Origin of the sequence: Myxococcus sp. AB056 (assembly GCF_006547365.1) — a bacterium.
GTDB lineage: Bacteria > Myxococcota > Myxococcia > Myxococcales > Myxococcaceae > Myxococcus > Myxococcus virescens.
Genome location: NZ_VHLB01000001.1, coordinates 85,074 through 109,601, shown reverse-complemented (window position 1 = coordinate 109,601; position 24,528 = coordinate 85,074). Strand labels below are relative to the sequence as shown.

Genomic DNA, 24,528 nt, shown 5'->3' with positions numbered 1-24,528 from the left:
TACTGTCCCGGGCGGCATGCGTACACTCTATGGACTCAGTTACTCGCCCTGGACGGAGAAGACCCGTTGGGCGTTGGACCACCACCGTGTGGCCTATCGCTACCGCGAGCACCTGCCGCTCATCGGCGAGCCGCTGCTGCGCTGGCGTACGCCGCGCGGTGTGCGGCCCGCCGTGCCATTGCTCATCGAGGAGGGCGAGGCCTTTCCCGGCTCGTTCGTCATCGCGCGGCGCGCGGAGGAGCTGGGGCAGGGTGAGCCACTCTTTCCCGCCGCGAACCTCCCGGTGATTCAGCGCTGGGAGGACGACAGCGAGCAGGTGCTCTCCGTGGCGCGCGCCAAGGTGGTAGCGGCGTTGCTGGAGAGTCGTCAGGCCCAGGTGGAGAGCCTTCCCGCCTTCCTGCCCGCGGGGCTCCGGTCGGTCCTGGCACCGTCCGCGAGGCTGGGCGCTCGCTTCGTGGCCCGCAAGCACCAGGCACCCGTGGACATCGCCGCCGCCGTCCATGAGAAGGTCATCCCCACGCTGGAGCGCCTGCGCGAAGCCCTGGGCGGCCGGGACTACCTGCTGTCGCGCTTCAGCTACGCGGACATCACGGCCGCGCTGATGCTCCAATTCGTGAGGGCGGTGGACGACGGCTACCTTCCCCTGGGGCCGGGGACGCGAGCGGTGTGGAGCGACGCGGCGCTCGCCTCCCGCTTCCCGGACCTGCTCGAGTGGCGGGACGGCCTCTACGCGAAGCACCGCCGTCCCTGAACCACTCGCGCGCGGACCTGCCAGACAGCGCCCTGAAAAGCGAAACGGCGCCAGCCTCGTGAGAGGTGGCGCCGTGGAGCCGAAGCCCGGAGGCTCAGCCCGGCTGGCAGACCTGCCGGAGGATGTCGAGCGACTCCAGCGCCTTGCCCGCGCCAATCACGACGGCGGAGAGCGGGTCCTCGGCGAGGAACACGGGCAGGCCCGTCTCCTCGCGCAGCAGCGTGTCCAGGTTCTTCAGTAGCGCGCCGCCACCGGCCAGGACGATGCCGCGGTCGGCGATGTCGCCGGCGAGCTCGGGCGGGGTGCGCTCCAGCGTCAGCTTCACCGCCTCGACGATGCCGTTGACGGGCTCCGCCAGCGCGTCACGCACTTCGTCGCTGGACACCGTCAGCGTGCGCGGCACGCCGGCCACCAGGTCGCGACCCTTGATCTCCATGGTCATGACCTCGTCCGTCGGGTACGCGGTGCCGATGCCCATCTTGATGAGCTCCGCCGTGCGCTCACCGATGAGCAGGTTGTACTTGCGCTTGACGTACTGGATGATGGCCTCGTCCAGCTTGTCGCCGCCGATGCGCACGCTCTTGGCGAACACGATGCCGGCGAGGCTGATGACCGCGACGTCGGACGTGCCACCGCCGATGTCCACTATCATGTTGCCGCTAGGCTCCGTCACCGGAAGGCCCGCGCCAATGGCCGCCGCCATGGGCTGCTCGATGAGGTAGACCTCGCGGGCGCCCGCGTTGGCCGCCGCCTCGCGCACCGCGCGGCGCTCCACCTCGGTGATGCCGGAGGGGATGCCGATGATGATGCGCGGATTGACGAGCGTCTTGCGGTTGTGCGCGCTCTGGATGAAGTAGCGCAGCATCGCGGCCGTGATTTCGAAGTCCGCGATGACGCCGTCCTTCATCGGACGGATGGCCACGATGTTACCCGGGGTGCGCCCGAGCATTTCCTTGGCTTCCTTGCCCACCGCGAGGACCTTCTTGCCCCCGCGCGCGTCCTGCTGGACGGCCACCACCGAGGGCTCGTTGGAGACGATGCCCTGGCCGCGGATGTAGATGAGCGTGTTTGCCGTGCCGAGGTCGATGGCGAGGTCACGCGAGAAGAGGGTGTGAAGCCAGTCAAACATACGGGGGCGGGAACTTTCGGGGGGTCGGCGGAATTTCCCCGTCATAGCGGGGGCAGACGCGGGCCAAGGTACTACGCGACGCAGCACGGAGGAAGAAAAGCCGGTAGCGGCGTTCACATCCGCCTGGGGGGCAGTCGGCCAGCGGACGCAGGCGCGGCGCTTCCGGCTCTCAGGGAGTGGGCGTGGGCTCGGCCTGCGCCGACTCGAAGCGCGCCGCCACCAGCCCCGCCTCCAGCGGCTTCTCCTCGGGGAGCGCCGTGGGCGGCAGCGTCCCCTGGGCCTCGGCGTCGCGGTACTCCGGCGTCTGGCGCAGGGCCTCGCTGGTGACGTGGAGCAGCGTGTCACGCACGGGCTCGAACAGCAGGGCGGTAAGGTACCAGGCCGGGGCGTAATCCAAGCGGATGAGGCCGTGTACGCTCCACCTGTGCGGCGCGTAGTCCCACGGGCAGCGGCCGAGCAGGCGCTTGAGCAACCAGCCCGTGCCGTACTCCGCGCCGAAGATGAGCCCCGTGTAGACCAGGGCCCGCAGCGGCCGGGGCAGGGGCTTGAGCCGGGCGGAGACCTCTTCCAGCGCCAGCGCCGTGCCTCCGTAGATGGGGTGCATCCACAGGTAGGTGCGCGCCGTGGCGTTCCGGTCCTTCTTCAGCGCGGCCCCCGTGCCGGTGAACATCACCTCGAGCACCCAGCCCACGCACCCATAGACGAGGAATCTTGAAAGCACTTCGGAAAGCTAAGGCTGCCCCGCAGAAGGGGCACTCCCGCCCCTTGGGGTCGGTGCTGGCCGCCTGCCTCGGCTGTGCCATGGCGGACGGTGTGCCTGTCCCCAGGGGGATTCCAACTCGGACGACACGGGCCCACACGCGCAGGAGCCCGCCCAGGGCGGGCGGGCCCCCGACAGCGCCGGCTCAGCCCGGGATGCCGGCCGACCAGCGCTGCGTGAGGTACAGCTCGGCGAGCTGGGCCGGGCTGAGGTCCTTCTCCTCGCCCACGTAGGTGCGCTCGGTGGACAGACCCACCTCGCCGCCGCCCACGCCCGCGTGGACGCCCACGCCAAAGTCGCCGGTGACCTTGTGCTTGTCCTGGACGGTGGCCTTGATTTCGACCTTGTCCTTGAGCTGGTTCAGCGCCTGGCCCACGTCGCCCTGGGCGATGCTGCCGAAGGCGCCGCTGGTGGCGATGTCGTTGATGTTGCCGCTGATTTCCGCCTTCACCTCGCGGCCCGTCGCGCCGCCCAGGCCCAGCGCGGACGCGTTGGCCTGGCGCGAGTCGGTCAGCGTCAGCTTGGCCTCATGGGTGTCACGCACGCTGGCGCCAATCTCGCGAGCGGTGCCCTTCGGGTCCTTGATGAAGTCGGTCGGGTTGAAGCCCTCGGGCAGCTCCACGCTCTGCTCCAGCTCCACCCCGAGCGAACCGGAAACCCCCGCGGACGCGTTGGTGGGCAGCGACACGGAGTCCCCGCCACCGGTGGGGATGCCCACGCCCGCGGACGCGCTGGCGTTGGCGTTGATTTCGAGGCTCTGCTTGAGGGTCAGCTTCTGGGGCTTGCCGCCCTCCATCTCGATGCGGGCCGTGGTGCTCTGGTTGACTCCGGCACTCGCGCCGGCGCCCGCGCTGATGGCCTCCGGCAGGCCCTTCATGCCCAGCTCGGCGTTGACGCTGGCCTCGGCGCCCAGCTTGAACTCCACGGCGCTCATGTTCTTCGTCAGGCCCGCCAGGTCCGACAGCGGATCCCCGAGGACCTGATTCACGCCGGCGCCCAGCACGGGGTTGCTCGCGGCAGCGCCCGCGGTGGCGGTGGAGGCCGCGATGATGCGGGTGGCGTTCTTGGCCTCCTCGGCCGTGTCGAACTTGAACTCCACCGTGGCCCCGGCGGTGCCGAAGGCCTCCGCGCCCGCGTCCGCCGCGCCCTTGGCGCCCAGCTTGGCCGCGACGCCCGCGCCCACCTCGCCGGTGACGGACACCGTGTAGCCGCCGCCCTCTTCCTCACTGCGGCTGACGCCCAGGGTGCCCTTCACCTTGCCGGCCACCGTGGCGCCGTTGGCCTCGGCGTAGAGGCTGATGGAGGTGCTCTCACCCGGCTTGAGCTGGTCCACCTGCCGGTTGAGGTTGACCGCGTCGCCAATGGCCCGGGCCGTGTCCACCGGGTCCCGCACCACGTCCGCGGTGCCCTGGAGCGCCCCGCCGATGATGTCGTTGGTGATGCCCTGCAGGGGGTTGAGCGTGGGCGCGTCCTGGATGGCCCGGCCCGCCACGTCCAGGCCGTCCGCGGCGATGTCGGTCGCCTTGTCGAGCACCGGGCCCGCCCGCTGCGCCGCATCCTTGAGGACATTGCCCAGGCCATTCGCGGTGACGGCGGCCGCGGTGCCCGTGGCGCTCAGCGTGCGCTGGGTCGCGGTGCGGCCCGCCTCGAACACGTCACCGGCGGCGTTGCGCACGTTGCCCGCCGCGTCCTGCACCCGGTCCTTGGTTCCTTCGACGACGTTCTGCGTCGCGTTGGCCACGCCGCCCACGACGTTCTTGGTGGCGTTGGCCACGCCGCCCACGGCGTCACCGGCCTTGTCCTTGGCATCCTCGACGACGTTCTGCGTCGCGTTGGCCACGCCGCCCACGACGTTCTTGGTGGCGTTGGCCACGCCGCCCACGGCGTCACTGGCCTTGTCCTTGGCGCCCTCGAAGACGTCCCGGGCCCGCTCCTGGGCCGCGTTGGAGACCTTCTCCTTGGCCTCCTGCGCCTTGGCCGCCGCCTGCTCCGCGGCTTCCGCGGCCTTGCGCGCCGCCGCCTCCGCCGCGCGCCGGGCCGCTTCCGCCGCACGCTTCGCCGCGGCCTCGGCGGCCCGCTTCGCCGCGTCCGCCGCTCCGCCAATCAGTTTTCCGATTCCCATGGGGGCTTCCTTCTCCAGGCTGTCACGGCCGTGGGTCGTCTCGCGGGGGCGGGACGCGGCGCGTGCGCGCTTCAGGGTGTGGTGCCGGCTGGGGCCTTGTGGCGGGCCAGCCGAAGCCCTCAGCAGTGTCGAGTCTTGAAAGCAGGCATGGACGACTCCTGCCCTTTAGAAAGAGCGGGTACGCTGTGAGGGCTGCGGGGATTCTCAGGAAATGAGGCGGAAGAGTTTCGTCGGCGCGGCAGAAACCTGGCCGCCGAGCGCTGGATTGGCGTTTTCCCGCCGTGGGGGAGCGCTTTACTGGGTGGCACCCGCGTAATACAGGAGAAGCGGATGTGCTCAGCCGGCCCGACAGCCCCGCTATCCCCACCCGGGCGACGCGCGCGCGGGATGCTGCTGGCCATTGTCCTGGGCACGGCGCTTGCCTCCGTGCCGGGGATCACCGCGTTGGAGCTGGTGGTGGCCGCCGAGGTCCACGCCGCGTACGGGTCCTCTGAGAGAAACGGCGCGCGGGTGGACCGGGGCGGCGTGGCCTTCGTGGGCAAGCGCACCCGCCAGTTGCGCTGTGGGCGCCTGGCCGGGGTGGGGAGTGACACCTGGGCCGCGGTGATGAGCGCCCCGGCCGGGGTGAAGACGAAACCGACCCTGGGCCGGGAACGCGAGTGCTTCCAGCCGGGCTTCCATGAAGCCCACCGTCAGGCTCGAGAACGGCAGCGGGCCGTTGCCACCGACACCGTCCGGCTGCTGCGCTCCGCGGCCCGGATGGTGCGAGGCGGCAACGCCGGTGACCGGCCGACGCTCGTCACCCAGTCGTTGCGCGGGCCTCCCGGGCGCGGCTGAAGACGGCGCTCGGAATCGGGCCGGCCGGTAACGCGCCTGCCTTCTTCGTTTCCTCCCGCATGATGCGCGGTCCGACGCACAGCGCCGGGCCGGTCCGAACCTCAATCTTCCGCTAGGTTGTTTTTTTCGAGGTGTACCGATGCATGGAGCCCACGAGGTCCTCCAAGCCATTGCCGTCGTCCTGTGCGTCGCGGCCGTGACGACGGTCCTCTTCCAGAAGCTTCGCCAGCCCGTGGTGCTGGGCTACATCCTGGCCGGCCTCGTCGTCGGCCCGTACCTGCCGATTCCGCTCGTCGCCAACCCGGAGGTGGTGACGACGCTCTCGGAGCTGGGCGTCATCCTCCTGATGTTCTCGTTGGGGTTGGAGTTCAGCCTCCGCAAGCTGTTCGCCGTGGGCCCCACGGCGGGTGTCACCGCCGTCATCCAGTGCAGCATCATGATTTGGCTGGGCTTCGTGGTGGGGCGCGCCTTCGGGTGGACCACCCTGGAGAGCCTCTTCACGGGCGCGCTCATCTCCGTGTCCAGCACCACCATCATCGCCAAGGCCTTCGACGAGCAGAACATCCGGGGCCGGCTGCGGGAGCTGGTGGTGGGCGTCCTCATCGTCGAGGACCTCATCGCCGTCCTCCTGATGGCGACGCTGACGGCCATCTCCTCCGGCACGGGCCTGTCGGTGGGGGAGCTGTCGTTGACGACGGGCCGCCTGGTGGCGTTCCTCGTCGGGCTGGTGGTGGTGGGGCTGTTCATCATCCCCCGCGCGGTGCGCTACGTGGTGAAGCTCAACAAGCCGGAGACCACCCTGGTGGCCAGCGTGGGCATCTGCTTCGCGGTGGCGCTGCTGGCGCAGGCCTTCGGGTATTCGGTGGCGCTGGGGGCCTTCCTGGCGGGCTCGCTGGTGGCGGAGTCCGGCGAGGAGAAGGTGGTGGAGCACCTGGTGCAGCCGGTGAAGGACATCTTCGCGGCCATCTTCTTCGTGTCCGTGGGCATGCTCATCAACCCGGCGCTCATCGCGGAGCACTGGGCCGCCATCCTGGTGCTCACGGTCGTGGTCATCGTGGGCAAGCTCTTCAGTGTGACGCTGGGCGCGTTCCTCACGGGGCACAGCACCCGGACCTCCGTGCAGGCGGGCATGAGCCTGGCGCAGATTGGCGAGTTCTCCTTCATCATCGCGGGCCTGGGCCTGTCGCTGAAGGCCACGGGCAACTTCATCTACCCGGTGGCGGTGGCCGTCTCCGCGATTACGACGCTCACGACGCCCCTGCTGATTCGCGTGTCGGGGCCGGTGGCCAGCTACGTGGACCGCAAGCTGCCCAAGCCGCTGCAGACGTTCGTGACGTTGTACGGCACCTGGGTTGAGCGGCTGCGCGACGCGCCCCGGCGCCAGACGTTCGGGGCCTCGGTGCGGCGGCTGGCGCGGTTGATGGTGCTGGACGCCGTGCTGCTGATTGTCCTGGTGATTGGCACGTCGTTGACGGCGGGCAAGCTGGGCTCCTTCATCGAGCAGCGGCTGGGCATCGATGAGAACCTGTCCCGCTACATCATCCTGGGCGGCGCGGTGCTGCTCTCCATCCCGTTCCTGGTGGGCGTGGTGCAGGTGGCGCGCCGGTTGGGCGAGGAGCTGGCGGAGGCGGCGCTGCCCGGGCGGAAGGATGGGCGGGTGGACCTGGCGGCGGCGCCCCGGCGCGTGCTGCTGGTGACGCTGCAACTGGGCATCATCCTGCTGGTGAGCGTGCCCGTGGTGGCGATTACCCAGCCCTTCGTCCGGGGCGCCATGGGCCCCCTCATCGTGCTGGCCCTGATTGGCGCGCTGGGCGTGACGTTCTGGCGCGGCGCCACCAACCTGCACGGCCACGTCCGCGCAGGGGCGCAGGTCATCGTGGAGGCGCTGGCGGCGCAGTCCCACTCGCGAGAGCCGGGCGCGGATGAGCACGCGCTGGACCACGTCTCCAAGGTGCTCCCGGGCCTGGGTGAGCCCGTGCCCGTGCGGCTGGAGGCCTCCAGTCCCGCGGCGGGGAAGACGCTGGCCGAGGTGAACCTCCGCGGCCTCACGGGAGCCACGGTGCTGGCCATCCGGCGCGGGGACTCAAGCGTGTCCGTGCCGTCCGCGCAGGAGGTGCTGCTGCCGGGGGACGTGCTGGCGCTGACGGGCACGCAGGACGCGGTGGAGGCGGCCAAGAGCCTGCTCACCGGTGCACCGGCGCCTGCTTCGGAGCCGGAGCCGACGGGCGCCCAGGTGTAGGGGCCACGGGCCTGGGGGCGGCGTTCGTTCCGCCCCCGGGGCCTACCGCTTCACGCTGTACTTGGCGATGGCGTAGAGGGCGCGTACGCCGTCCTTCCAGCCAATCTTCTTGCCCTCTTCGTAGGTGCGCCCGTGGTAGCTGATGGGCACCTCGAAGACGCGCCAGCGGCCACGGGCCACCTTGGCGGTGATTTCGGGCTCGAAGCCGAAGCGGTCCTCCTCCACCTGCACGGAGCGCAGCACCTCGGCGCGGAAGGCCTTGTAGCAGGTCTCCATGTCGGTGAGGTTCAGGCCGCTGGTCATGTTGGACAGCGTGGTGAGCACGTTGTTCAGCACGGTGTGCCAGTAATAGAGGACGCGCCGGGGCGTGCCGGTGAAGCGGCTGCCGAAGACGACGTCCGCAACCCCGTCGATGATGGGCTGGATGACGTTGGGGATGTCGCGCGGGTCGTATTCCAGGTCCGCGTCCTGGACGATGATGATGTCACCCGTGGCTTCGGTGAAGCCTCGCCGCAGCGCCGCGCCCTTGCCCTGGTTCTTCTCCTGGAAGAGGACGCGCACCTCGTTGCGGTTGCGCGGTGTACCGCCCAACAGGCCCACTCCCTGCTCCTGAAGCTGGCGAAGGAATTCGCGGCTGCCGTCCTTGGAGCAGTCGTCGATGAGGACGAGCTCCTTCGGGAAGTCGACGGCGACGCAGCGGCGCAGCAGTTCGGCGAGGGTGGGAATCTCGTTGTAGACGGGGATGACGAGTGAGACGAGCATGGCGTTTTGCGGCTGTACCGCATTTTGCGTCATGGGGCGACCTTCTGGCACGGAAGGTGTGGGCCGGGTGGGGCGCGGCGTTCAGCGGAGCGCCGCGGCCCGGAGCGCGTCCATGAGGGCGTCCAGGTCCGTGTCGGTGGTGAGCGGGTTGATGAGGGTGACACGGAGATAGACGCCACGGGGCAGCTTTGTCTGCACCAGGTAGAAATCTCCGCGAGTCACCAGGCGCTCGCGCAGCTTCGTCTGGAGGGTGTCCCACTGCTCGGCGGGGATGTGCGCGGGCGTGTGACGGAAGCAGAGGATGTTGCACTCGGGCGGCACGGCGACCTCGAAGTCGCTGGCGGCGGCGAGGCGCTGGGCGAAGCGGTGGGCCTGCTCATAGGACTCCGTCACCGCGTCGGAGAAGAGCCGGGTGCCCAGCACGGCGAGGCAGGCGTACACCTTGAGGGCCATCATCTCCTTGGTGCACTCCAGGGTGCGCAGGCCGATGTCGCTCCAGGGGCGCTCCGCGTCGCCGTGGAAGATGTAGCTGGCCTCCTGTGAGAAGGACTCGAAGGAGCGAGCGCCGTCGCGGAAGAGGACGGCCGTCACCAGCGCGGGCATCAGCAGGCCCTTGTGGGCGTCCCAGATGACGGAGTCCGCCCGGTCGATGCCGCGCACCAGGTGCCGGTGGGCGGGGCTGAGGACGGCGGAGGCGCCGTGCGCGCCGTCGACGTGGAGCCACAGGCCGTTGCGCTCGCAGAAGTCGGCCACGGGTTCCAGTGGGTCGAAGGCGCCGGTGGCGGTGGAGCCGGCGCTGGCCACCACGGCGATGGGCTTGCGTCCAGCGCGCGTGGCGGACTCGAGCGCGGCGTCGAGTGCCTCGGGGCGCAGGCGGAAGTGTTCGTCCACGGGCACGGGCGTCACGCCGCCTTCGCCAAAGCCCATGACGCGGGTGGCGCGGGCAAGGCTGTAGTGCGTCGTCTGGGCGGCCAGCACGGTGAGGGGCGGGCCGGCGTGGGCGCCGCCGTTCCATGCGTCGTAGCCGGCCTTGGCCTGCCGCGCGGCGAGCAGGGCGGTGAGGTTGCCCAGGGAGCCGCCGGAGGTGAGGACGCCGTCGGTCGTTTCGGGCAGGCCGAGCCGCGCGGCCATCCAGCGCAGGACGTTGCGCTCCATGGCGGTGGAGACGGGGCCCATCTCGTACACGGCCATGCCGTTGTTGAGCAGGGAGGACACCGCGTCGCACAGGGCGGCCAGCGGCACGGGGGCCGTCACCTGGTGTCCCACGTAGCGCGGGTGGTGCAGGTGGTTGGAGCCGGAGAGCACGCGGGCGATGAGGTCTGCGAAGTCGCCCGTGGGTGCTTCGGGGAAGGCCGCGGCGAAGCGGTCCACGTTCACCGCGGGGGCGGCCCAGGGGAGCACGGGACCTTCGGCGCGGGTGGTGCGCGCGAGGTAGTCGGAGAGCGTGTCCATCAGCCGGTGGGATTCACGGCGGAAGGCGTCAGCGTCGTAGGCGGCGGCGATTCGCTCTCGAAAGTCCGTCATGGTGCGGCGGAACGTAACCGTGCCGGTGCGAGGGCGGAATGGTCCGTTCGTCCGTTACCGGGTGTGCGGAGAACCCTTGGTAAGAAGGGGCGAGTGAGCAGGCGGGGTGGCGTGTGGTGGCGGCGCGCACTAAGTCTGGCTCATGGGGCGCGCATGCCGTGTGCCCTGCTCACGTGAGGAGGATGGCCATGGCCGACCCGAAGGTGACGATTACCTACTGTACCGCTTGAGGCTACAGGCCTCGGGCCGCCCGTGCGGCGGCCGCTTTGAAGGATGAGCTGGATGTAGAGGCAGAGCTGTTGCCGGGCCCTTCGGGTAGCTACGAGGTCGCCGTGGATGGCAAGGTTGTCATCCGGAAGGCGTCGCTCGCATTCCCCACGGACCACGAGGTGGTGGACGCGGTGGCGAAGGTGCTGGGGCGGTAGCGGGCAGGTTGCCTTGGCCGCTTCGTGCAATGCTGGGCGCGAGTGAGGTGCGGGCCGGCCTCGCGACGCGCCCACTTCGCGCGGACGAGGCTCGCCATGGTTGAGCAGGGGAGCTTCAATGTCTGCACGGCGCTGTGCCACGAGAGTCCTGGGCGTTGCTGCTCTTCTTTGGGTCACGACCCTGGCGGCGGCGGAGAAGTCTGTCTTTGCGAAACTGCATCCTGCAATGACTCGCGCCGAGGTCGAGAAGCTCGGGAACAAGGTCTCCCTGGGGGCCTACCAGGGACATCTCATATCCTCGTTCACGAGCGAAGGTGCGCTTCATCGCGTCGACGCGATGGCCACGCTCCGGCAGGGGAGTTGTCCGGAGGCGCTGGAGAGCGTGCGCCGGTACCTGGAGCAGGATTTCGGCGCGCCACGCAGTCTGAAACCGCATATCCCACTGCGGCATGGTGGGCTGAATCAGCGCTGCCATGACTGGAGGCTCGGTGCCGCGTGGCTGCAGGTCTGCTGCGCTCGGCATGAGCTCAAGAAGGGCCGTCCCCCGTTGATGCACGTATCGGTCACCTATGGAGTCAAAGGCAGGGACCCGCACGTTGCGCATGGAGGCCACGGGGGGGACTCGCTCATCATCCCCTTCGACGGTTTTCACTGACATGCCTCTCACAAGAACGTGAACGGCACCGCTCACGTTTCGAGTCCCTCGCCGTGCGTCCAGTCAACAATCCAAGAAAGGAAGGAAAAATCGAGTGCTACGCCGGGCAGGCGGCCGGGCAACCGGGCGGAAATCAGGCCCCGGTGGTCCGCTCCCGGACATGGCGTGGGGGCCCCAGCTTTAGGGCACAGGAGGTGACACTCATGGCGTGGCCGACAGTCGCGTCGCCCTACGAGCGGCGCTCCCTCACCAGTGGACTGCGGGTTCGGGACGAAAGCGGGGCGATGCTGGGCTACGTGGCCCTCATTGGCCGCGAGCACCTCTATGCGCGGCGCTGGCCCTTCAGCCGGCAGTGGACGGAGTTCCCGCTGGCCCGCGTGCGGCATGTCTCCCGGGGCTCGGTGTTCCTGGAGGGACAGATGCCGGGCCGGGTGGTGGCGGCCGACAAGGGCGCACACGCGGAGATTCCCACGCAGACCCTGCCGCTGGCCGAGCTGGACGAGGCGTCCACTCCCACCTGAGCCCTTCATCCAGGTGCGGCGCGGCGCGGGGTTTTGTGCTTCAAGGAGGCGCCATGGCCCCTATCGAAGAGCTGTCCCAGAGGGTGTCCGCCGCGTTCGCGGATCGGACGTTGTTGAAGGATGCTGCCCACGTGGCCGCCGTGCGCGAGACGCTGGCGCGGCTGGACTCGGGTGAGCTCCGCGTGGCGGAGAAGGGCGTGGACGGCTGGAAGGTGAATGCCTGGGTGAAGGAGGCCATCCTCCTCTTCTTCGCGGTGTCGGAGATGAAGGTGATGGAGGTGGGGCCCTTCGAGTTCTACGACAAGGTGCCGCTGAAGAAGGGCCTGGAGGCGGCGGGCGTGCGCGTGGTGCCCCCGGGCACGGTGCGCTACGGCGCCTTCGTGGAGAAGGGCGCGGTGGTGATGCCGGGCTATGTGAACATCGGCGCGCGCGTGGGCGCGGGCACCATGGTGGACACGTGGGCCACCGTGGGCAGCTGCGCCCAGGTGGGCAAGCACGTCCACCTGTCCGGCGGCGTGGGGCTGGGCGGGGTGCTGGAGCCGCCCTCCGCGACGCCCGTCATCATCGAGGACGGTGCCTTCCTGGGCAGCCGCTCCATCGTCGTGGAGGGCGTGGTGGTGGAGGAGGAGGCGGTGCTGGGCGCCAACGTGGTGCTCACCGCGAGCACTCAAATCATCGACGTCACCGGCCCCGAGGAGCGTGTCTTCAAGGGCCGCGTCCCCGCGCGCAGCGTGGTGATTCCCGGCATGCGAGAGAAGCAGTTCCCGGCCGGCAAGTACATGGTGCCGTGCGCGCTCATCATCGGTCAGCGGACGAAGTCCACCGACCAGAAGACCAGCCTCAATGCGGCGCTGCGCGACTTCGCGGTGGCGGTGTAAAGGCTGAAATCCAGCAGCCCGCGCGCGCCGTAGAAGGCGTGTGACGGCACGGAACGTGACGATGGCGCACCATCTGGACGACATCCTGCCCGAATGGGCACTGGGGATGCTGGAGGCCCCAGTCCGGGCGTCCGTCGAGCAGCACCTCGCGGAGTGCGCGAGGTGCCGCGAGGTGGCGGACCGGCTGGTGTCCACGCACGCGGCACTGGCGTCGCTGGTGGTGCCGCCGCCCGCGGTGCTGGCGCGGTTGATGGACCAGATGGAAGGTCCGGGGCGGCTGGCCCGCTTCGCGGACCGGGTGGCGGCCTTCTTCGACCTGCCGCGCGAGCGAGCGCTGGCGCTGCTGAACGCCGTGGGCAACCCAGCGGCTTGGATGCCCGGACCGGTGGAGGGCTCGGAGCTGATGCCGGTGGAGACGGGCCCCGCGCGCGAAGGGATGATGGCCGCCATCCTCCGGCTCCACCCGGGGGTGCGCTACCCCCTGCACACGCACCACGGCCGCGAGTGGAACCTGGTGCTGGAGGGGGGCTTCCGCGAGGATGAAGGGCACGAGGTCTGGCCCGGCGAGGAGTTGGAGAAGACGGACGGCAGCGCGCATGGCTTCACGGCGCTGACGGAAGGGCCGGCGTGTCTGTGCGCTTCCGTCCTGGAGGGCGTGACGCGCTTCGAGGAAGCGTTCGCGGACGGCTGACGCCCGGCGCTATGGTGGAAGGCGTATGGCTTCCATCGACCTCGCCACGCGGCTGGCTCGCACCACGCTCGAGCTGTGCCGCATCCCCAGTCCCATCACCCAGGAAGGGCCCATCGCCGACCATGTGGAGCGCTGGGCGCTCCAGCACTTCCCGCGGGAAGAGGTGTTCCGGGTCGGCCACACGCTGCTGCTCGGCAAGCTGGAGGATGCGCGCCCCACGGTGGCCCTCATCGGTCACCTGGACACGGTGCCCGCGCACCCCAGCGACGCGGGCCGCGAGGCGCGCATCGAGGGCGAGCGCGTCTTCGGGCTGGGCGCCTCGGACATGAAGGGCGGGCTCGCGGTGATGATGGCGCTCGCGGAGGATTTGCGCCGCGACACGCTGCCCGTGAATCTGGCCTTCCTCTTCTACGAACGCGAAGAGGGCGCCTACGCCGAAAGCGGCCTCATCCCGCTGTACGAGAAGCGGCCGGACCTGGCGAAGGTGCGGTTCGGCATCGCCATGGAGCCCACCGACAGCGTGGTGCAGGTGGGCTGCGTCGGCTCCATGCAGGTCACCGTGCGCTTCACCGGGCGCAGCGCGCACTCCGCCCGGCCGTGGCAGGGGGAGAATGCCATCCACAAGGCGGGGCCGTTCCTCGCGGAGTTGCTCGGGCGTCAGCGCGTGGAGGTCAACGTCGCCGGCTTCCCGTTCTACGAGGTCATCAACGCCACGCTCGCCAAGGGGGGCCGCGCGCGCAACGTCATCCCCGAGGCCTTCGAGCTGAACCTCAACTACCGCTTCGCGCCGGGCAAGAGCATCGAACAGGCGAAGGCGGACGTGCACGCGCTCGTCGCCGGGCGGGCCGAGGTGGAGTTCACCGATGCGTCGCCCAGCGGCCCGGTGGTGGCGGGCAACCCGCTGTTCCAGAAGTTGATGGCCCTCACCGGCCTGCCCGCGGCCTCCAAGCAGGCCTGGACGGACGTGGCGCGCTTCGGGGAGTGGGGCGTGGATGCCATCAACTTCGGGCCGGGTGAGACGGCCCAGGCGCATCAGGCCAACGAGAGCGCGCCCATCGCGCCGCTCGCGGACGCGTACGAGAAGCTCGCGGCCTTCCTCAAGGGCGCGAGCTGACGAGGACTCGTCGCGGGACATGCCCTCCGGGGCATGACGCCCGCGCGCGGTGCACGTCATTCGTCCGCTGTCGTTCATCTGCGTGCCTTCACCGCACACGCCCTGGCGTGCATGGGCGTACCCTGTCCATGCATCGCCTGCAGTCTTCCCCAACCGGAGCCGACTGAATGACGAACGAGTCCGTCAATCCGCAGCTGACCGACGATGTCTCTCCCTCCCCGGCGGAGGCGGGCATTGCGCCCACGCCGCGGCGCCGCACCGCCACGAAGCGCAAGAGCGCTTCACGGACGGGCAGCACGCGGAAGTCCGCGCGCAAGGCCACCACCAAGCGGGGGACTCCGCGCGCGAAGAAGACGGCGGCACGCGGGAAGACGGCCACCCGCAAGTCCGCTACGCGCAAGTCCGCCACGCGAGCCACCGGCCGCGGCGCGCGCAAGGCCACCACGCGGAAGACGGGGACGGCGGGACGGACCGCCCGCAAGACGGGGACGCGCGTCACCGCGACGAAGCGGACCACCACGCGTGGCGGCGCCCGGAAGTCACCGGCCCGGCGCACGACGCGCCGCTGAGGCGTTCCGCGGTCAATCACTTCAGGGCCATGGGGGCTGGACTCCCATGGCCCTTGGTGTTTTCAGGCGCCGCTCAGCGCTTCAGTCGCAGCAGGAAGACATCGCCGCGCGCGGGGCTCTGGCGTCCGGTGCCGAAGTCAGTCTCGCGGTCCGTGTGGCCGAAGAGGAAGACATCCCCGTCGGGCAGCACGCCCATGGAGGAAATGGCTTCCATGCCATACAGCTCGCCTCTCGGCCGGGGCGGGTCCGACAGGAACATCGTCGTGAGAAGCGACGTGCCCGCCGCGTCGTAGCGCAGGGCCACGGGCTGCGCCGAGCCCATGCCGTCCTTGCCCGCAACGCCGTTCTCGATGCGGTTGTAGGTGAAGCCCGCCACCATCAGCTCTCCGGAGGGCGCCAGCGCGACTGCGTCCACCTGGAGCCCGTCCCCCAGACCCTTGGCCCAGGTCTCCTGGCCTTCCGCCTTGGCGGAGACGATGAAGGGGGTGTCCCGGAACGCATGCCCCGGCACCTGCATGTCACCCCAGCGCACGGTGCCCAGGAATGGGCCCGCGGCCACCACGGTGCCCTCGCCGTCAATCGCCACGTCGCGCAGGGTGCCGCGTGCCTGGCTCATGGCCTTGGTCCACGTCAGCGAGCCCTGCTGGTAGAGCGCGACGAAGGGACTGCCGCCTTCGGCGGCGCTCACCTGCTGACTGCCGAAGCGCACCGCGCCCTCGTACTGGCCGCCCACCGCCATGCGCCCGGCGCCATCCACCGCCAGCGTCGTGAGCGCCACGCGCCCACCCCCCTGGGGCTGGCCCACGGACACGGCGGATTCGGCCAGCCCGCCGTGGGCGTATGTCACCACCACCGCGCCAGCGCCGGTGACGCCGTTGCCAAAGTCCGTGCTGCCCGGCGCGTTGAAGGCCACCAGCGTCCGCCCCTGGGTGTCCACCGCCAGGTCCGCCACCGCGAGGCCGGTGCCCACGGGCGTGTTCGTCCACAGGACGTTGCCGTCCGCGTCCATCCGGACCACGAAGGTGCCATCCCCCAGCTTGTGGCTGAGGAGGTCCAGGACGCCCTCCGTGGTGCCGGCGATGACGATGCCGCCCGCCGGGTCCGCGGCGATGCGGCCCCGGACGAACGCGCGCACCTCCAGCGGCGCCTCCGGGGCCCTCACGTCGAAGGCCTTCTGCCAGCGCGGCTCGCCCGTGGGCGCGCGGCGCGTCAGCACCAGCTTCGCCCGGTTATCCGTGGGCTGAAGGCTGTCCAGGTCATCGATGTCATGCAGCGACAGCGTGAGGAGGTCGCCGCTGGCATCCACCGCCGCGCCCAGCGCCAGGTCGTCCTGGGGCGTGCCCTCGCGCTGCATCCACAGCGTGCTGCCCGGCCCCGGTGGTGGCGGTGGCGGACGCGGTGGTGGCGGTGGCACGCCGGGTGGCCTCTCTTCCGGAGGTGTCTCCGGAGCTTCTTCGGGAGGCGCGACGCAGTCCCCCGTGGGGTCCTCCGTACAGCGCTCCTCGCCAGGACGCTCGCTCGTGCTTTTCCCACCACAGCCCAGCCACAACCCCGCCCCACCCAGAACCGCCGCACTCACGACGGTCCGGACCCATCGCCACGCTGGATGCATGCAGTCCCCCCGCTTCGCCCAGGGGAGGGTCGGCATGCGTGTCTGTGTCAGCAACACCCACTGGGGCGTTTGCCTGCCTGGCCGCCCGGATGCGCGAGGCGGCTCCGCTGACCGTGGGAAATGCCGCCCCGAAGGTGGCACTCCCGTTGCCCCATCAGGGGCCTGGCATTCCATGGCCGTGGCGCCCGAGGTGCCTCAGCGCCAGAAGCCCACGGACAGGCCCACGTTGGTGTAGCGGCGCGCCAGGTCGAAGGAGGCCGTCACGGACCAGTCCTCCCAGTAGCGGAAGACGAACACCTCGAATCCGCCGGTGACGTGGGGGCGCGCGGGCCGCTTGTCGAACGGGGACGGCTCCGCGTACGCGCCGGCCCGCAGCCGAATCATGCCCGGCACCGTGTCATGCTCCACACCGATGCGCGGCGCGAAGGAGGTGCCCTTGCCCACCGTGGCCTCGTCCGCCGTGGACGCGAAGGTGCGCGCGGGCACCGCGTTGTCCACGCTGGAGATGAGGTCCACCTGGGCGCTGATGAGCCAGCGGCCAGCGGGCGCGTCCAGGGGCTCGGCTTCCGGCACCGGCAGCGCGTCTCCCTCCACGAGGAGCTGCCGCCGTGCCGCGGGGGACAGCCGGTTGTAGCGCTCCGAGCCTTCGCCCAGCCGCCAGCTGGCGCCCACCGACAGCACGGCGGGGGACACCACCGCGCCGAAGAGGGTACGCCCCGCCAGCTCCGGGAGCTGGTTCGGCTCGCGCCGCCAGTCTCCCACCACCTCCGGCCGGACCGTCACGCCCATGCGCCAGGGGCGGCCATGTGGCCGGTACAGGATGTCCACCGCCACGCCCGTGTCGCCGTAGCGCAGGTCCGTGCCTCCGGAGTCCAGCCGGAAGGAGGCCTGCGCCGCGTAGATGCCCAGCGCGAGGATGAAGTCGTCCTGGCCAAAGGACATGGCCCCCGCCAGCACCGACTGCGTGAGCGACACGCGGATGCGCTCACCGGGCCCCGCGCACGCGGCCGTGGCGCAGTAGGACACCACGCTGTTGCGCATCGCGAAGCCGATGCCGAAGCGCTTGTACTGGAGCAGCAGGCCGCCCAGCAGCTGCCGGCTGTCGTGGGACTCGTCGGGCTGCCCGTCGTTGTCCACGTCCCGCTTGCGCGAGCCGGTGAAGGGCAGGTCCAGCCAGGACAGGGTGACGCCCAAATCCCAGTCCTTCTCCAAGGCCGGACCCCGGTGTGCCAGCGAGGCCAGGTTGCTGGGCAGCCCCGCGGCGCCCTCGGCGATGCCCACGTACGCGCCGCCCATCGCCACCATGCGCGCGGAGCCCAGCAGCGCGCCGGGGTTGAGGTACAGCCGCTCCGGGCGAGGCTCCAGCGGAGGGGGCGTCTCCTGCGCCCATGCCGCTGACGTGGCGCCCAGCACCAGCGCGCACCCGAACGCTTTCACCCCCCCGCCACCGCGTCCTGCCGGACGCGCCACCGACCTGGAGGGACTCACCGAGCGCGCGTGGCCTCCGTGAAGAGGCGGTCCGCCTCGGTGGCCAGCGCGGTGTCGCGGGCGGTGAGGCCCCCGGCGTCATGGGTGACGAGCGCCAGTGTCACCTTGCGCCAGCGGATGTCGATGTCCGGGTGGTGGTCCGCCTTCTCCGCCGCCTGCGCCACCTGCTCCACGAAGGCGATGCCGGCGAGGAAGGTGGGGGCCTCGAAGGTGCGGCGAATCATCCCGCCCTCGTGCTTCCACTCGGTGTGCTGCGAGAGGAAGGACTGGAGCGCCTCGGGTGCGAGCAGCGTGGGTTTGGAAGCCATGGCTGCCTTTCTACCCGCTCCCAGGCTTGAGGGAAGACACCCGCCGTCCATCGTCATGGGGTGGACGGCCGCGCGTACACTTTCACGCCGTACAGAATGTTCCAGTGCTCCAGGTGGAAGTAGCGCCCACCGACGAAGGGAGGCTGGCGCCCGTCAGGAGACGGCAGCAGCTCCAGGGTGACGGTGCCCGTCTCCGCGCGCCAGCGGGGCACGGCGTAGGACCTCGATGCGCCCGTGGCCGGCGACACCACGGGGAGCCCGAAGCCCGTCGTCCGCAGACGCCTGGCGCTCTGCAACTGGAAGGAGGAGGTCATCTCCAGGACGCCGTCCAGGCGCAGGCGGCCGCTCGCCGCCGAGTACCGGAGCAGCTCCAGGTTCTGCGTGCCGGAGGCGGCGCGCGCCCACAGCACCCCCTCCTCGTGGCCCACGGGCAGCCCGGGGACGCTGTGGCAGGGCTCGTCGGGGACGGGCTGCGGCGCGCCCGCGGCGTCGAACTGGTAGGGGCAGGCCTCGATGGCCATGGTGGCGGGCGCTGGCGCCTCGGCGATGCGGACCACCAGAAGCCGCTCGCCCGCGCGCATCAGCAGCGAGGGGATGTCATCGCTGAACGTGGCCAGCCGCGAGGGGGGAACGGGGGTGGAGCCCATGGCGCGCAACCCCTCCTCCTCCGAGAAGGCGTAGCGGTGCAGATGCGTTTCATCCAGCAGCAGCAACTCAGTCGCGGTGGCGAGCCGCGCATGGGGCGGCGCATCGGCGGGCGCGCCCGTGGCGGGGAAGGGCGCATCGGCGGAGGTCGCGAGGGGCCCGTTTCCCATGTCGATATAGCGGCGCACCCGGGCGGCCTCCGTCACCCACACCACGTCGCCGGCCACGACGGCGGGGGCGAAGTAGTCGCCCAGGGGCTGGGGCTCCTGGTCCGGCGTGCGCAGCGCCTGGCTGCCGCACAGCCACGTTCCCGACGACGTCCGGTCCACGCCAGGGCACGCCACCACGGTGGACAAGTCCGCCAGGGGCGCCTGGGCGCTGTGGTCCTCCACCACGTAGAGGGAGGACTGGCGCACGCTGCCCACCGGAGAGAAGGAGACGACGAGGTGGTGGTACCCCGTCTGCTCCGGCGTGAACCGCACGATGGCGGACGCCCCATGCACCATCAACTCCGCGGTGGCGGGGACCACGCGGTTCTGCGGGTCCCTCACCTCCACGGAGACGGACTGCGCCCGGTCTTCCTGCGAGGCGCCACACCTGCTGAAGACGCCGTGGACGGTGAGCGCCTGCGGCTGGCCCACGCCGACCATCGTGCTGTCGAAGAGGGGGGATGGCGCGTGGTCCTCGCAAGGGCCCATGGGGCACCCCACCCCCGTGCCCACCGCCAGCAGCACCGTCAGCAACCGAAGGACGTGGGGTGCCTGTCTCATGCGCGCTCCACGGCCCGCTTCCACTTGGCCAGGTGCCGCTCGCGGGCATCCGGCTTCATCTTCGGCTTGAACGTCTTCTCCGCCTTCCACGCGCGGCGGATGGCCTCGGGGCTGTCCCAGATGCCCGCGCCCAGGCCGCCGAGGAAGGCCGCGCCCAGGCTCGTCGTCTCCAGGTTGCGCGGGCGCACCAGCGGCACGCCCAGCACGTCCGCTTGGAACTGCATGAGGAGGTTGTTGGCCGCCGCGCCGCCGTCCGCCTTGAACACGGGGATGTCCCGCCCGCTGTCGCGGCGCATGGCCTCCGCCAGGTCATGAATCTGCAGCGCGATGCCCTCCAGCACCGCGCGCGCCATGTGGGCCACGGTGGTGGAGCGGTCGATGCCGGCGAAGAGGCCGCGCGCCTCGGGCCGCCAGTGTGGCGCGCCCAGTCCGGCCAGCGCGGGCACGAAGACGACGTCCCCGGAGTCCTTCACGCTGGCGGCCAGCGCCTCGATGTCCGGCGCGCGCTTGATGACCTTGAGCCCGTCGCGCATCCACTGCACCGCCGCGCCGGCGATGAAGCTGCTGCCCTCCAGCGCGTACGTGGTGGTGCCGGTGCCGCCCAGCCGCCACGCTACGGTCGTGAGCAGGCCCGCCGACGAGCGCACCGGCTCTGAGCCGGTGTTCATCAGCAGGAAGGCGCCGGTGCCATAGGTGCACTTGGATTCGCCGGGCTCGAAGCACGCCTGGCCGAAGAGCGCGGCCTGCTGGTCTCCCGCCATGCCCGCCACGGGGATGCCGTCCGGCAGGCTGCGCATGCCACGCGTGGTGCCGTACACCTCCGCGGAGCCGCGAATCTGCGGCAGGCACGCGGCGGGGACGGACAGCATGGCGCGCATCTCGTCGCTCCACTGGAGCGTCGTCAAATCCATGAGCAGCGTGCGGCTGGCGTTGGACACGTCGGTGACGTGCGCCGCGCCGCCGGTGAGCTTGTAGACGAGCCAGGTGTCGATGGTGCCGAAGCACACGTCGCCCTTCTCCGCCTTCGCGCGAGCGCCCTTCAGGTGGTCGAACATCCACGTGAGCTTGGTGCCGGAGAAGTACGGGTCCACCACCAGCCCCGTCACCTCGCGCACGCGCGGCTCCACGCCCTGCTCCTTGAGCCGGCGGCACTGCTCGGCGGTGCGGCGGTCCTGCCAGACGATGGCGTGGGACAGCGGCTGTCCGCTGCCGCGCATCCACAGGCCCGTCGTCTCGCGCTGGTTGGTGATGCCGATGGCGGCGATGTCCTTGCCGCGAAGGCCTGCGTCCTTCAGAGCCCGGGCGATACACCATTCACTGCTGGCCCAGATTTCATCCAGGTCGTGCTCCACCCAGGACGGCTTGGGGAAGTGCTGGGTGAACTCCTTGTAGGAGCGGCCGACCACCTGCAGCTTCGTGTCGAGGATGGAGACGTGCGTTCCAGTGGTGCCCTGGTCCAGGGCCAGGACGTACTTCGCCTTCGGCATGGGGTGTGCCCTCCCTATGGTGGATGCCAGCGGGGAGGGACCCTACTCCAGTCGAGGGGCCGGGCAGGCGAGCTTCCTGCCCGGCGGCGCGGCTAGTAGCCGTAGGGGCGCCGGTTACCGAGCACCTTCCGGAGGCCGAGCGCGGCCAGCCCGCCCAGGGCGATGCGGCCCAGCGAGCTGCCGAACACGCCGCTCGAGGCCGCCCGGCCGCGGCCGTAACCGCCGTGGCCCCGGCGTCCATACCTGCTCCGGCCACGGTTCCATCCACCGAAGCCCGAGCTGCGACGATTCCCCAAGATGTTGTCCAGTAGCGACATGGTGGCTCCTCTGTTCGTCGATGCGTTGAGAGCCCCCGCCGGGGCGGAGATGCCCCGCGGGCGCGGAGTGCCCTCAAGTTGACGCTTCCCTCCGCCGGGGGCAGCCCTGGCCGAAGGAAGTGCCTCCCGGGCCCCCTGGCAGGCACGGAAGGCAATCAGGCGGTCTGCCTACTTCCCGCTGTAGATGCCGATGGCGCCCGGGCGGACGATGGCGCCCGCCGCGTCCCGCTGGGCACTGAAGGCCACCAGCACCTTGCGCGCGTCACCGCTGCCCACCATCTGGATGTCCCAGACGGGCAGGGCGGACAGCCCTCCGAGCGCCGGGTTGTGGCTGACGAAGGCCCCCTCGCCGTGCATGCGCCTCAGGCCCTTGCCCCAGCGGTGGCCAATCCAGAGGCTGCCGTCGCGCGAGTCCAGCTCCAGCGAGGAGATGTTGCGGTCGCCGTCGCCCTCCAGCAGGTAGCCCGTCACCAGTCCGGCGTCGCTCATCTTCGCCAGGCCCCACGCGAAGCTGGACACCCAGACGGTGCCGTCCGGCATCAGCACCAGGTCGCTCACCAGGTCGTCCTTGCGCTGCGCATGGGTGGGGAACTGGGGTTCGGCCACGGCGTCCGGCCACAGGTCGATGCGGTTGGCGACGTGCTTCTTTTCCTCGCTCTGCTTGCGCGCCATCTCGAAGTTCCATGGCGCGCCGGTGCCCTCGTGGCCCACGGCGTTGGTCATGATTTTGAACCGCGTGGTCCGGATGTGCGTGCCCAGCCAGACGTCGCCGTCGGGCCGCACCGCCACGCCCCAGACGTCTCCGGCGAGCCGGCTGTCCTCGCTGGTGCCGTCGCCCATCGCGATGGCGGGATGGATGTGCTCCATGACGCCGAACTTGCAGCGCTGGCGCTTCTCGCCCCCCGTGTAGACCCACGCGTTGGCGGCGACGACCTCGGCGTTGGCGCACGCCTCGCCGCCCTGGTAGTCGGGCTCACCCCACGCCAGGCCGTGGTTGGACGCGAACCACAGGCTGTTGCGTGCCTTGTCCCAGATGATGCGGTTCACCGAGCAGAGCTTCTCGCGGTGGCCGTAACCGGGCACGGAGTGCGCGGGCGAGTGGATGTCGTAGTGCACCACGCGGAGCGTTCCGTCCGGCTGGAGCTCCACGCGGTCCGCGTCACCGCTCTTGTAGATGGCGGGGTCCTCGAACACGCCGGGGGCTTTGTAGAACTCGCTCTCGCAGTTGGGCCGGCCCTCGTAGCCGACGAAGACGGTGCCCGCGGGGCCACCCGTCACCGAGAGGACCTTGAGGTAGCGCGCTTCGGGCGCTGGGTCCTTGCCCTTCCACGGCGCCCAGGGCTTCAGGCCGTCCGCCAGGGTGTAGCAACGCAGGGCGGTGGCGCCCGGGCGCAGGAGGCACAGGCCGTCCTCGCCGCCCGCGACCCAGATGTTGCCTCCCTCGTCCTGGGTGACACCCAGGACCTCGCGAGGGCCGCCCTCGGCGGTACCCCAGAAGCGCCAGCTCGCGCTGTCAGGAGGAATGGGTTCGCCGCCGCCCACGGGACCGTTCGTGCCCGCGTCGGGCTCCACCGGGGGTGGATCCACGGGCGTCCCCGAGTCCGGACCCTCTTCGGGCGGCGGCTCCTCGCCTCCGCCCGGTGGTGGCTCTCCGGGCGGCTCGGTGGGGGGTGGTTCGTTCCCTTCGCCAATCCCATCGTCTGTGGACGGCGGCGACTGGAGCTGCTCGCTGCCATGACAGCTCAGCAGCAACGTCAGCCCGAGCACGCCCGCCCACCACCTGCCCTGTCCAAGTCCACTCATACCTGGGTCCGCCTCCGGCGTCTGTCTTTGGACGCGTCACTTCGCGTCCTGACTCCAGAGGCAAGCAGGGTGCCAGGGGGGAATGTCAGGCAGTGGGGTGGGGCAGGGGAAGGCCGAGGAAGCGGCAGGGCTCCGCGCTGCTCTCATGAGGAACCCGGACGCCTCACCCTCGGGGACGTGCCGTGTGTCCGTTGGCCGCGGAGGACAGGACGCGAGGCCTGCGCACGGGCGGGAGCGCGTCGGGGTCCACGTGGTGCGCCACGCAGCCGGGCCGGAGCCGCTCGAGCTTCAGGGCCTCCTGGAGCCCCAGGCCCGGGTTGCCGTCGAACCAGACCTCCCGCAGGTTCTTGAAGGCGGCCAGGATTTCGACGCCCTCCGCGCCCACGCGGGTCTGCACCAGCCGGAGCCTTGGGACGGCGCCGATGTCCGTCTGCTCCCGCAGCGTGTGCAGCATCGCCGTGTCGACCGCGCCGCCGAGCATCTGGAACTCCTCCGTCGGCGTCAGCGCGCTCAATATCTCCATGTCCAGGAAGCTCGCGTCCCGCAGCACCAGCTCCCGCAGGTGGCCGTCGTCCCGCGTGTTGAGGCCGTAGACGAGCTCACCCTTCAAGCCCCGGCGTTGGATGCGTCCGTCGGGGAACCAGGACGTGTACTCACCGCCGTCCACGTGCATCTTGGGTTGTCCCGACACGTACCAGCGCCGCTCGGACACCTCGGTGGCGAAGCCGCCCGCGTACTCCACCTCGGAGGTACAGTAGCCGTTGCGCGTGAAGGCATAGGCGATGCCCGTGAAGGGCCGGCCCTGGAAGAGGCGAGGGCCGTAGTCCTCGGGCATCTCCAGCAGCGCGCTGTTCACGCGCAGCCCGCCTTCGGGCAGCGGGAGCCAGTCGGGGGAGGGGCCGGTGATGACACCTTCCGACGCCGCCATCAGTGAATCCAGCGTGCCGTCGTGCCTCAACGAATACGCCAGGCCCGAGAAGAGCGCCTTGCCGTGTCGCAATCTTCCGTCCACGCCCCGAATCAGAAAGCTCGCTCGCATCCGTTGCATGGTCCGCTCCCGTTCTCACCGGGCACGCGCCGGTGAAGGCCCTGGCACCTGATTCGTGCCACTGGAGCGGAGG

The 24,528-nt window shown here is 70.5% G+C and carries 23 protein-coding genes; 10 read left to right on the top strand and 13 right to left on the bottom strand.

Going from position 1 to position 24,528, the window contains the following annotated elements:
* The first annotated feature begins 16 nt into the window (after positions 1–16).
* On the top strand, positions 17–751 hold the full coding sequence (locus FMP39_RS00480) for a glutathione S-transferase family protein (RefSeq protein ID WP_194858172.1): 735 nt from the start codon (positions 17–19) through the stop codon (positions 749–751).
* Positions 752–845: 94 nt separating this feature from the next.
* Here FMP39_RS00480 and FMP39_RS00475 read toward each other — a convergent pair whose 3' ends face one another.
* The 3 genes from FMP39_RS00475 to FMP39_RS00465 form a co-directional block, all read right to left on the bottom strand.
* On the bottom strand, positions 846–1,880 hold the full coding sequence (locus FMP39_RS00475; protein WP_011556714.1) for a rod shape-determining protein: 1,035 nt from the start codon (positions 1,878–1,880) through the stop codon (positions 846–848).
* A gap of 169 nt (positions 1,881–2,049) precedes the next feature.
* Positions 2,050–2,601 (bottom strand): hypothetical protein, encoded by a 552-nt coding sequence (locus FMP39_RS00470; protein ID WP_141588073.1) that lies wholly within the window; start codon positions 2,599–2,601, stop codon positions 2,050–2,052.
* 184 nt (positions 2,602–2,785) lie between these two features.
* Positions 2,786–4,762, bottom strand: a complete 1,977-nt coding sequence (locus tag FMP39_RS00465) for a hypothetical protein (RefSeq protein ID WP_141588072.1) — start codon at positions 4,760–4,762, stop codon at positions 2,786–2,788.
* Between the two features lie 387 nt (positions 4,763–5,149).
* Between FMP39_RS00465 and FMP39_RS00460 the strand changes: the two genes are divergently transcribed.
* On the top strand, positions 5,150–5,599 hold the full coding sequence (locus tag FMP39_RS00460; RefSeq protein WP_228557520.1) for a hypothetical protein: 450 nt from the start codon (positions 5,150–5,152) through the stop codon (positions 5,597–5,599).
* Between the two features lie 139 nt (positions 5,600–5,738).
* Positions 5,739–7,838, top strand: coding sequence for a cation:proton antiporter (locus FMP39_RS00455; protein WP_141588070.1), 2,100 nt, complete (start codon positions 5,739–5,741; stop codon positions 7,836–7,838).
* A 42-nt stretch (positions 7,839–7,880) separates the two neighbouring features.
* Here FMP39_RS00455 and FMP39_RS00450 read toward each other — a convergent pair whose 3' ends face one another.
* Together FMP39_RS00450 and FMP39_RS00445 are read right to left on the bottom strand one after the other, a co-directional pair.
* On the bottom strand, positions 7,881–8,600 hold the full coding sequence (locus FMP39_RS00450) for a glycosyltransferase family 2 protein (RefSeq protein ID WP_090487873.1): 720 nt from the start codon (positions 8,598–8,600) through the stop codon (positions 7,881–7,883).
* 81 nt (positions 8,601–8,681) lie between these two features.
* On the bottom strand, positions 8,682–10,124 hold the full coding sequence (locus FMP39_RS00445; protein ID WP_141588069.1) for an aminotransferase class I/II-fold pyridoxal phosphate-dependent enzyme: 1,443 nt from the start codon (positions 10,122–10,124) through the stop codon (positions 8,682–8,684).
* 188 nt (positions 10,125–10,312) lie between these two features.
* Here FMP39_RS00445 and FMP39_RS37275 point away from each other — a divergent pair, with 188 nt between their 5' ends.
* From FMP39_RS37275 to FMP39_RS00415, 7 genes are all read left to right on the top strand, one after another.
* Positions 10,313–10,549: a SelT/SelW/SelH family protein gene (locus tag FMP39_RS37275; RefSeq protein ID WP_225888260.1), complete on the top strand. Its 237-nt coding sequence runs from the start codon at positions 10,313–10,315 to the stop codon at positions 10,547–10,549.
* Positions 10,550–10,775: 226 nt separating this feature from the next.
* Positions 10,776–11,204, top strand: a complete 429-nt coding sequence (locus FMP39_RS00440; RefSeq protein ID WP_228557519.1) for a hypothetical protein — start codon at positions 10,776–10,778, stop codon at positions 11,202–11,204.
* Between the two features lie 203 nt (positions 11,205–11,407).
* On the top strand, positions 11,408–11,725 hold the full coding sequence (locus tag FMP39_RS00435; RefSeq protein ID WP_228557518.1) for a hypothetical protein: 318 nt from the start codon (positions 11,408–11,410) through the stop codon (positions 11,723–11,725).
* Between the two features lie 53 nt (positions 11,726–11,778).
* A complete protein-coding gene (locus tag FMP39_RS00430; RefSeq protein ID WP_141588067.1) occupies positions 11,779–12,603 on the top strand; it encodes a 2,3,4,5-tetrahydropyridine-2,6-dicarboxylate N-succinyltransferase in 825 nt (274 codons plus the stop codon).
* A 40-nt stretch (positions 12,604–12,643) separates the two neighbouring features.
* Positions 12,644–13,294 carry a dimethylsulfonioproprionate lyase family protein gene (locus tag FMP39_RS00425; RefSeq protein ID WP_141588066.1) on the top strand — a complete coding sequence of 217 codons (651 nt, stop codon included), beginning with the start codon at positions 12,644–12,646 and terminating at the stop codon, positions 13,292–13,294.
* 25 nt (positions 13,295–13,319) lie between these two features.
* On the top strand, positions 13,320–14,408 hold the full coding sequence (gene dapE, locus FMP39_RS00420) for a succinyl-diaminopimelate desuccinylase (RefSeq protein WP_011556702.1): 1,089 nt from the start codon (positions 13,320–13,322) through the stop codon (positions 14,406–14,408).
* 167 nt (positions 14,409–14,575) lie between these two features.
* Positions 14,576–14,977: a cell envelope biogenesis protein TolA gene (locus tag FMP39_RS00415; protein WP_141588065.1), complete on the top strand. Its 402-nt coding sequence runs from the start codon at positions 14,576–14,578 to the stop codon at positions 14,975–14,977.
* Positions 14,978–15,050: 73 nt separating this feature from the next.
* On the opposite strand, the gene FMP39_RS00410 is transcribed toward FMP39_RS00415, so the two are convergent.
* The 8 genes from FMP39_RS00410 to FMP39_RS00375 all read right to left on the bottom strand — a co-directional run bounded on the left by FMP39_RS00410 (position 15,051) and on the right by FMP39_RS00375 (position 24,455).
* Positions 15,051–16,391, bottom strand: a complete 1,341-nt coding sequence (locus tag FMP39_RS00410) for a hypothetical protein (protein ID WP_228557517.1) — start codon at positions 16,389–16,391, stop codon at positions 15,051–15,053.
* A gap of 393 nt (positions 16,392–16,784) precedes the next feature.
* A complete protein-coding gene (locus FMP39_RS00405) occupies positions 16,785–18,077 on the bottom strand; it encodes a hypothetical protein (protein ID WP_141588063.1) in 1,293 nt (430 codons plus the stop codon).
* Entirely contained in the window at positions 18,074–18,385 is a 312-nt protein-coding gene (locus tag FMP39_RS00400) for a 4a-hydroxytetrahydrobiopterin dehydratase (protein ID WP_011556698.1), read from the bottom strand. Before FMP39_RS00400 ends, FMP39_RS00405 begins: the two co-directional genes overlap by 4 nt.
* 53 nt (positions 18,386–18,438) lie before the next feature.
* Positions 18,439–19,800: a hypothetical protein gene (locus FMP39_RS00395; protein ID WP_228557516.1), complete on the bottom strand. Its 1,362-nt coding sequence runs from the start codon at positions 19,798–19,800 to the stop codon at positions 18,439–18,441.
* Complete coding sequence (glpK, locus tag FMP39_RS00390) at positions 19,797–21,287, bottom strand: glycerol kinase GlpK (protein WP_141588061.1); 1,491 nt, start codon at positions 21,285–21,287, stop codon at positions 19,797–19,799. The genes FMP39_RS00395 and glpK overlap by 4 nt, the downstream gene beginning before the upstream one ends.
* Before the next feature lie 92 nt (positions 21,288–21,379).
* Positions 21,380–21,604, bottom strand: coding sequence for a hypothetical protein (locus FMP39_RS00385; protein WP_141588060.1), 225 nt, complete (start codon positions 21,602–21,604; stop codon positions 21,380–21,382).
* 168 nt (positions 21,605–21,772) lie between these two features.
* Complete coding sequence (locus FMP39_RS00380) at positions 21,773–23,407, bottom strand: hypothetical protein (protein WP_141588059.1); 1,635 nt, start codon at positions 23,405–23,407, stop codon at positions 21,773–21,775.
* A 163-nt stretch (positions 23,408–23,570) separates the two neighbouring features.
* Positions 23,571–24,455, bottom strand: a complete 885-nt coding sequence (locus tag FMP39_RS00375) for a hypothetical protein (RefSeq protein WP_141588058.1) — start codon at positions 24,453–24,455, stop codon at positions 23,571–23,573.
* Between the last annotated feature and the right edge of the window lie 73 nt (positions 24,456–24,528).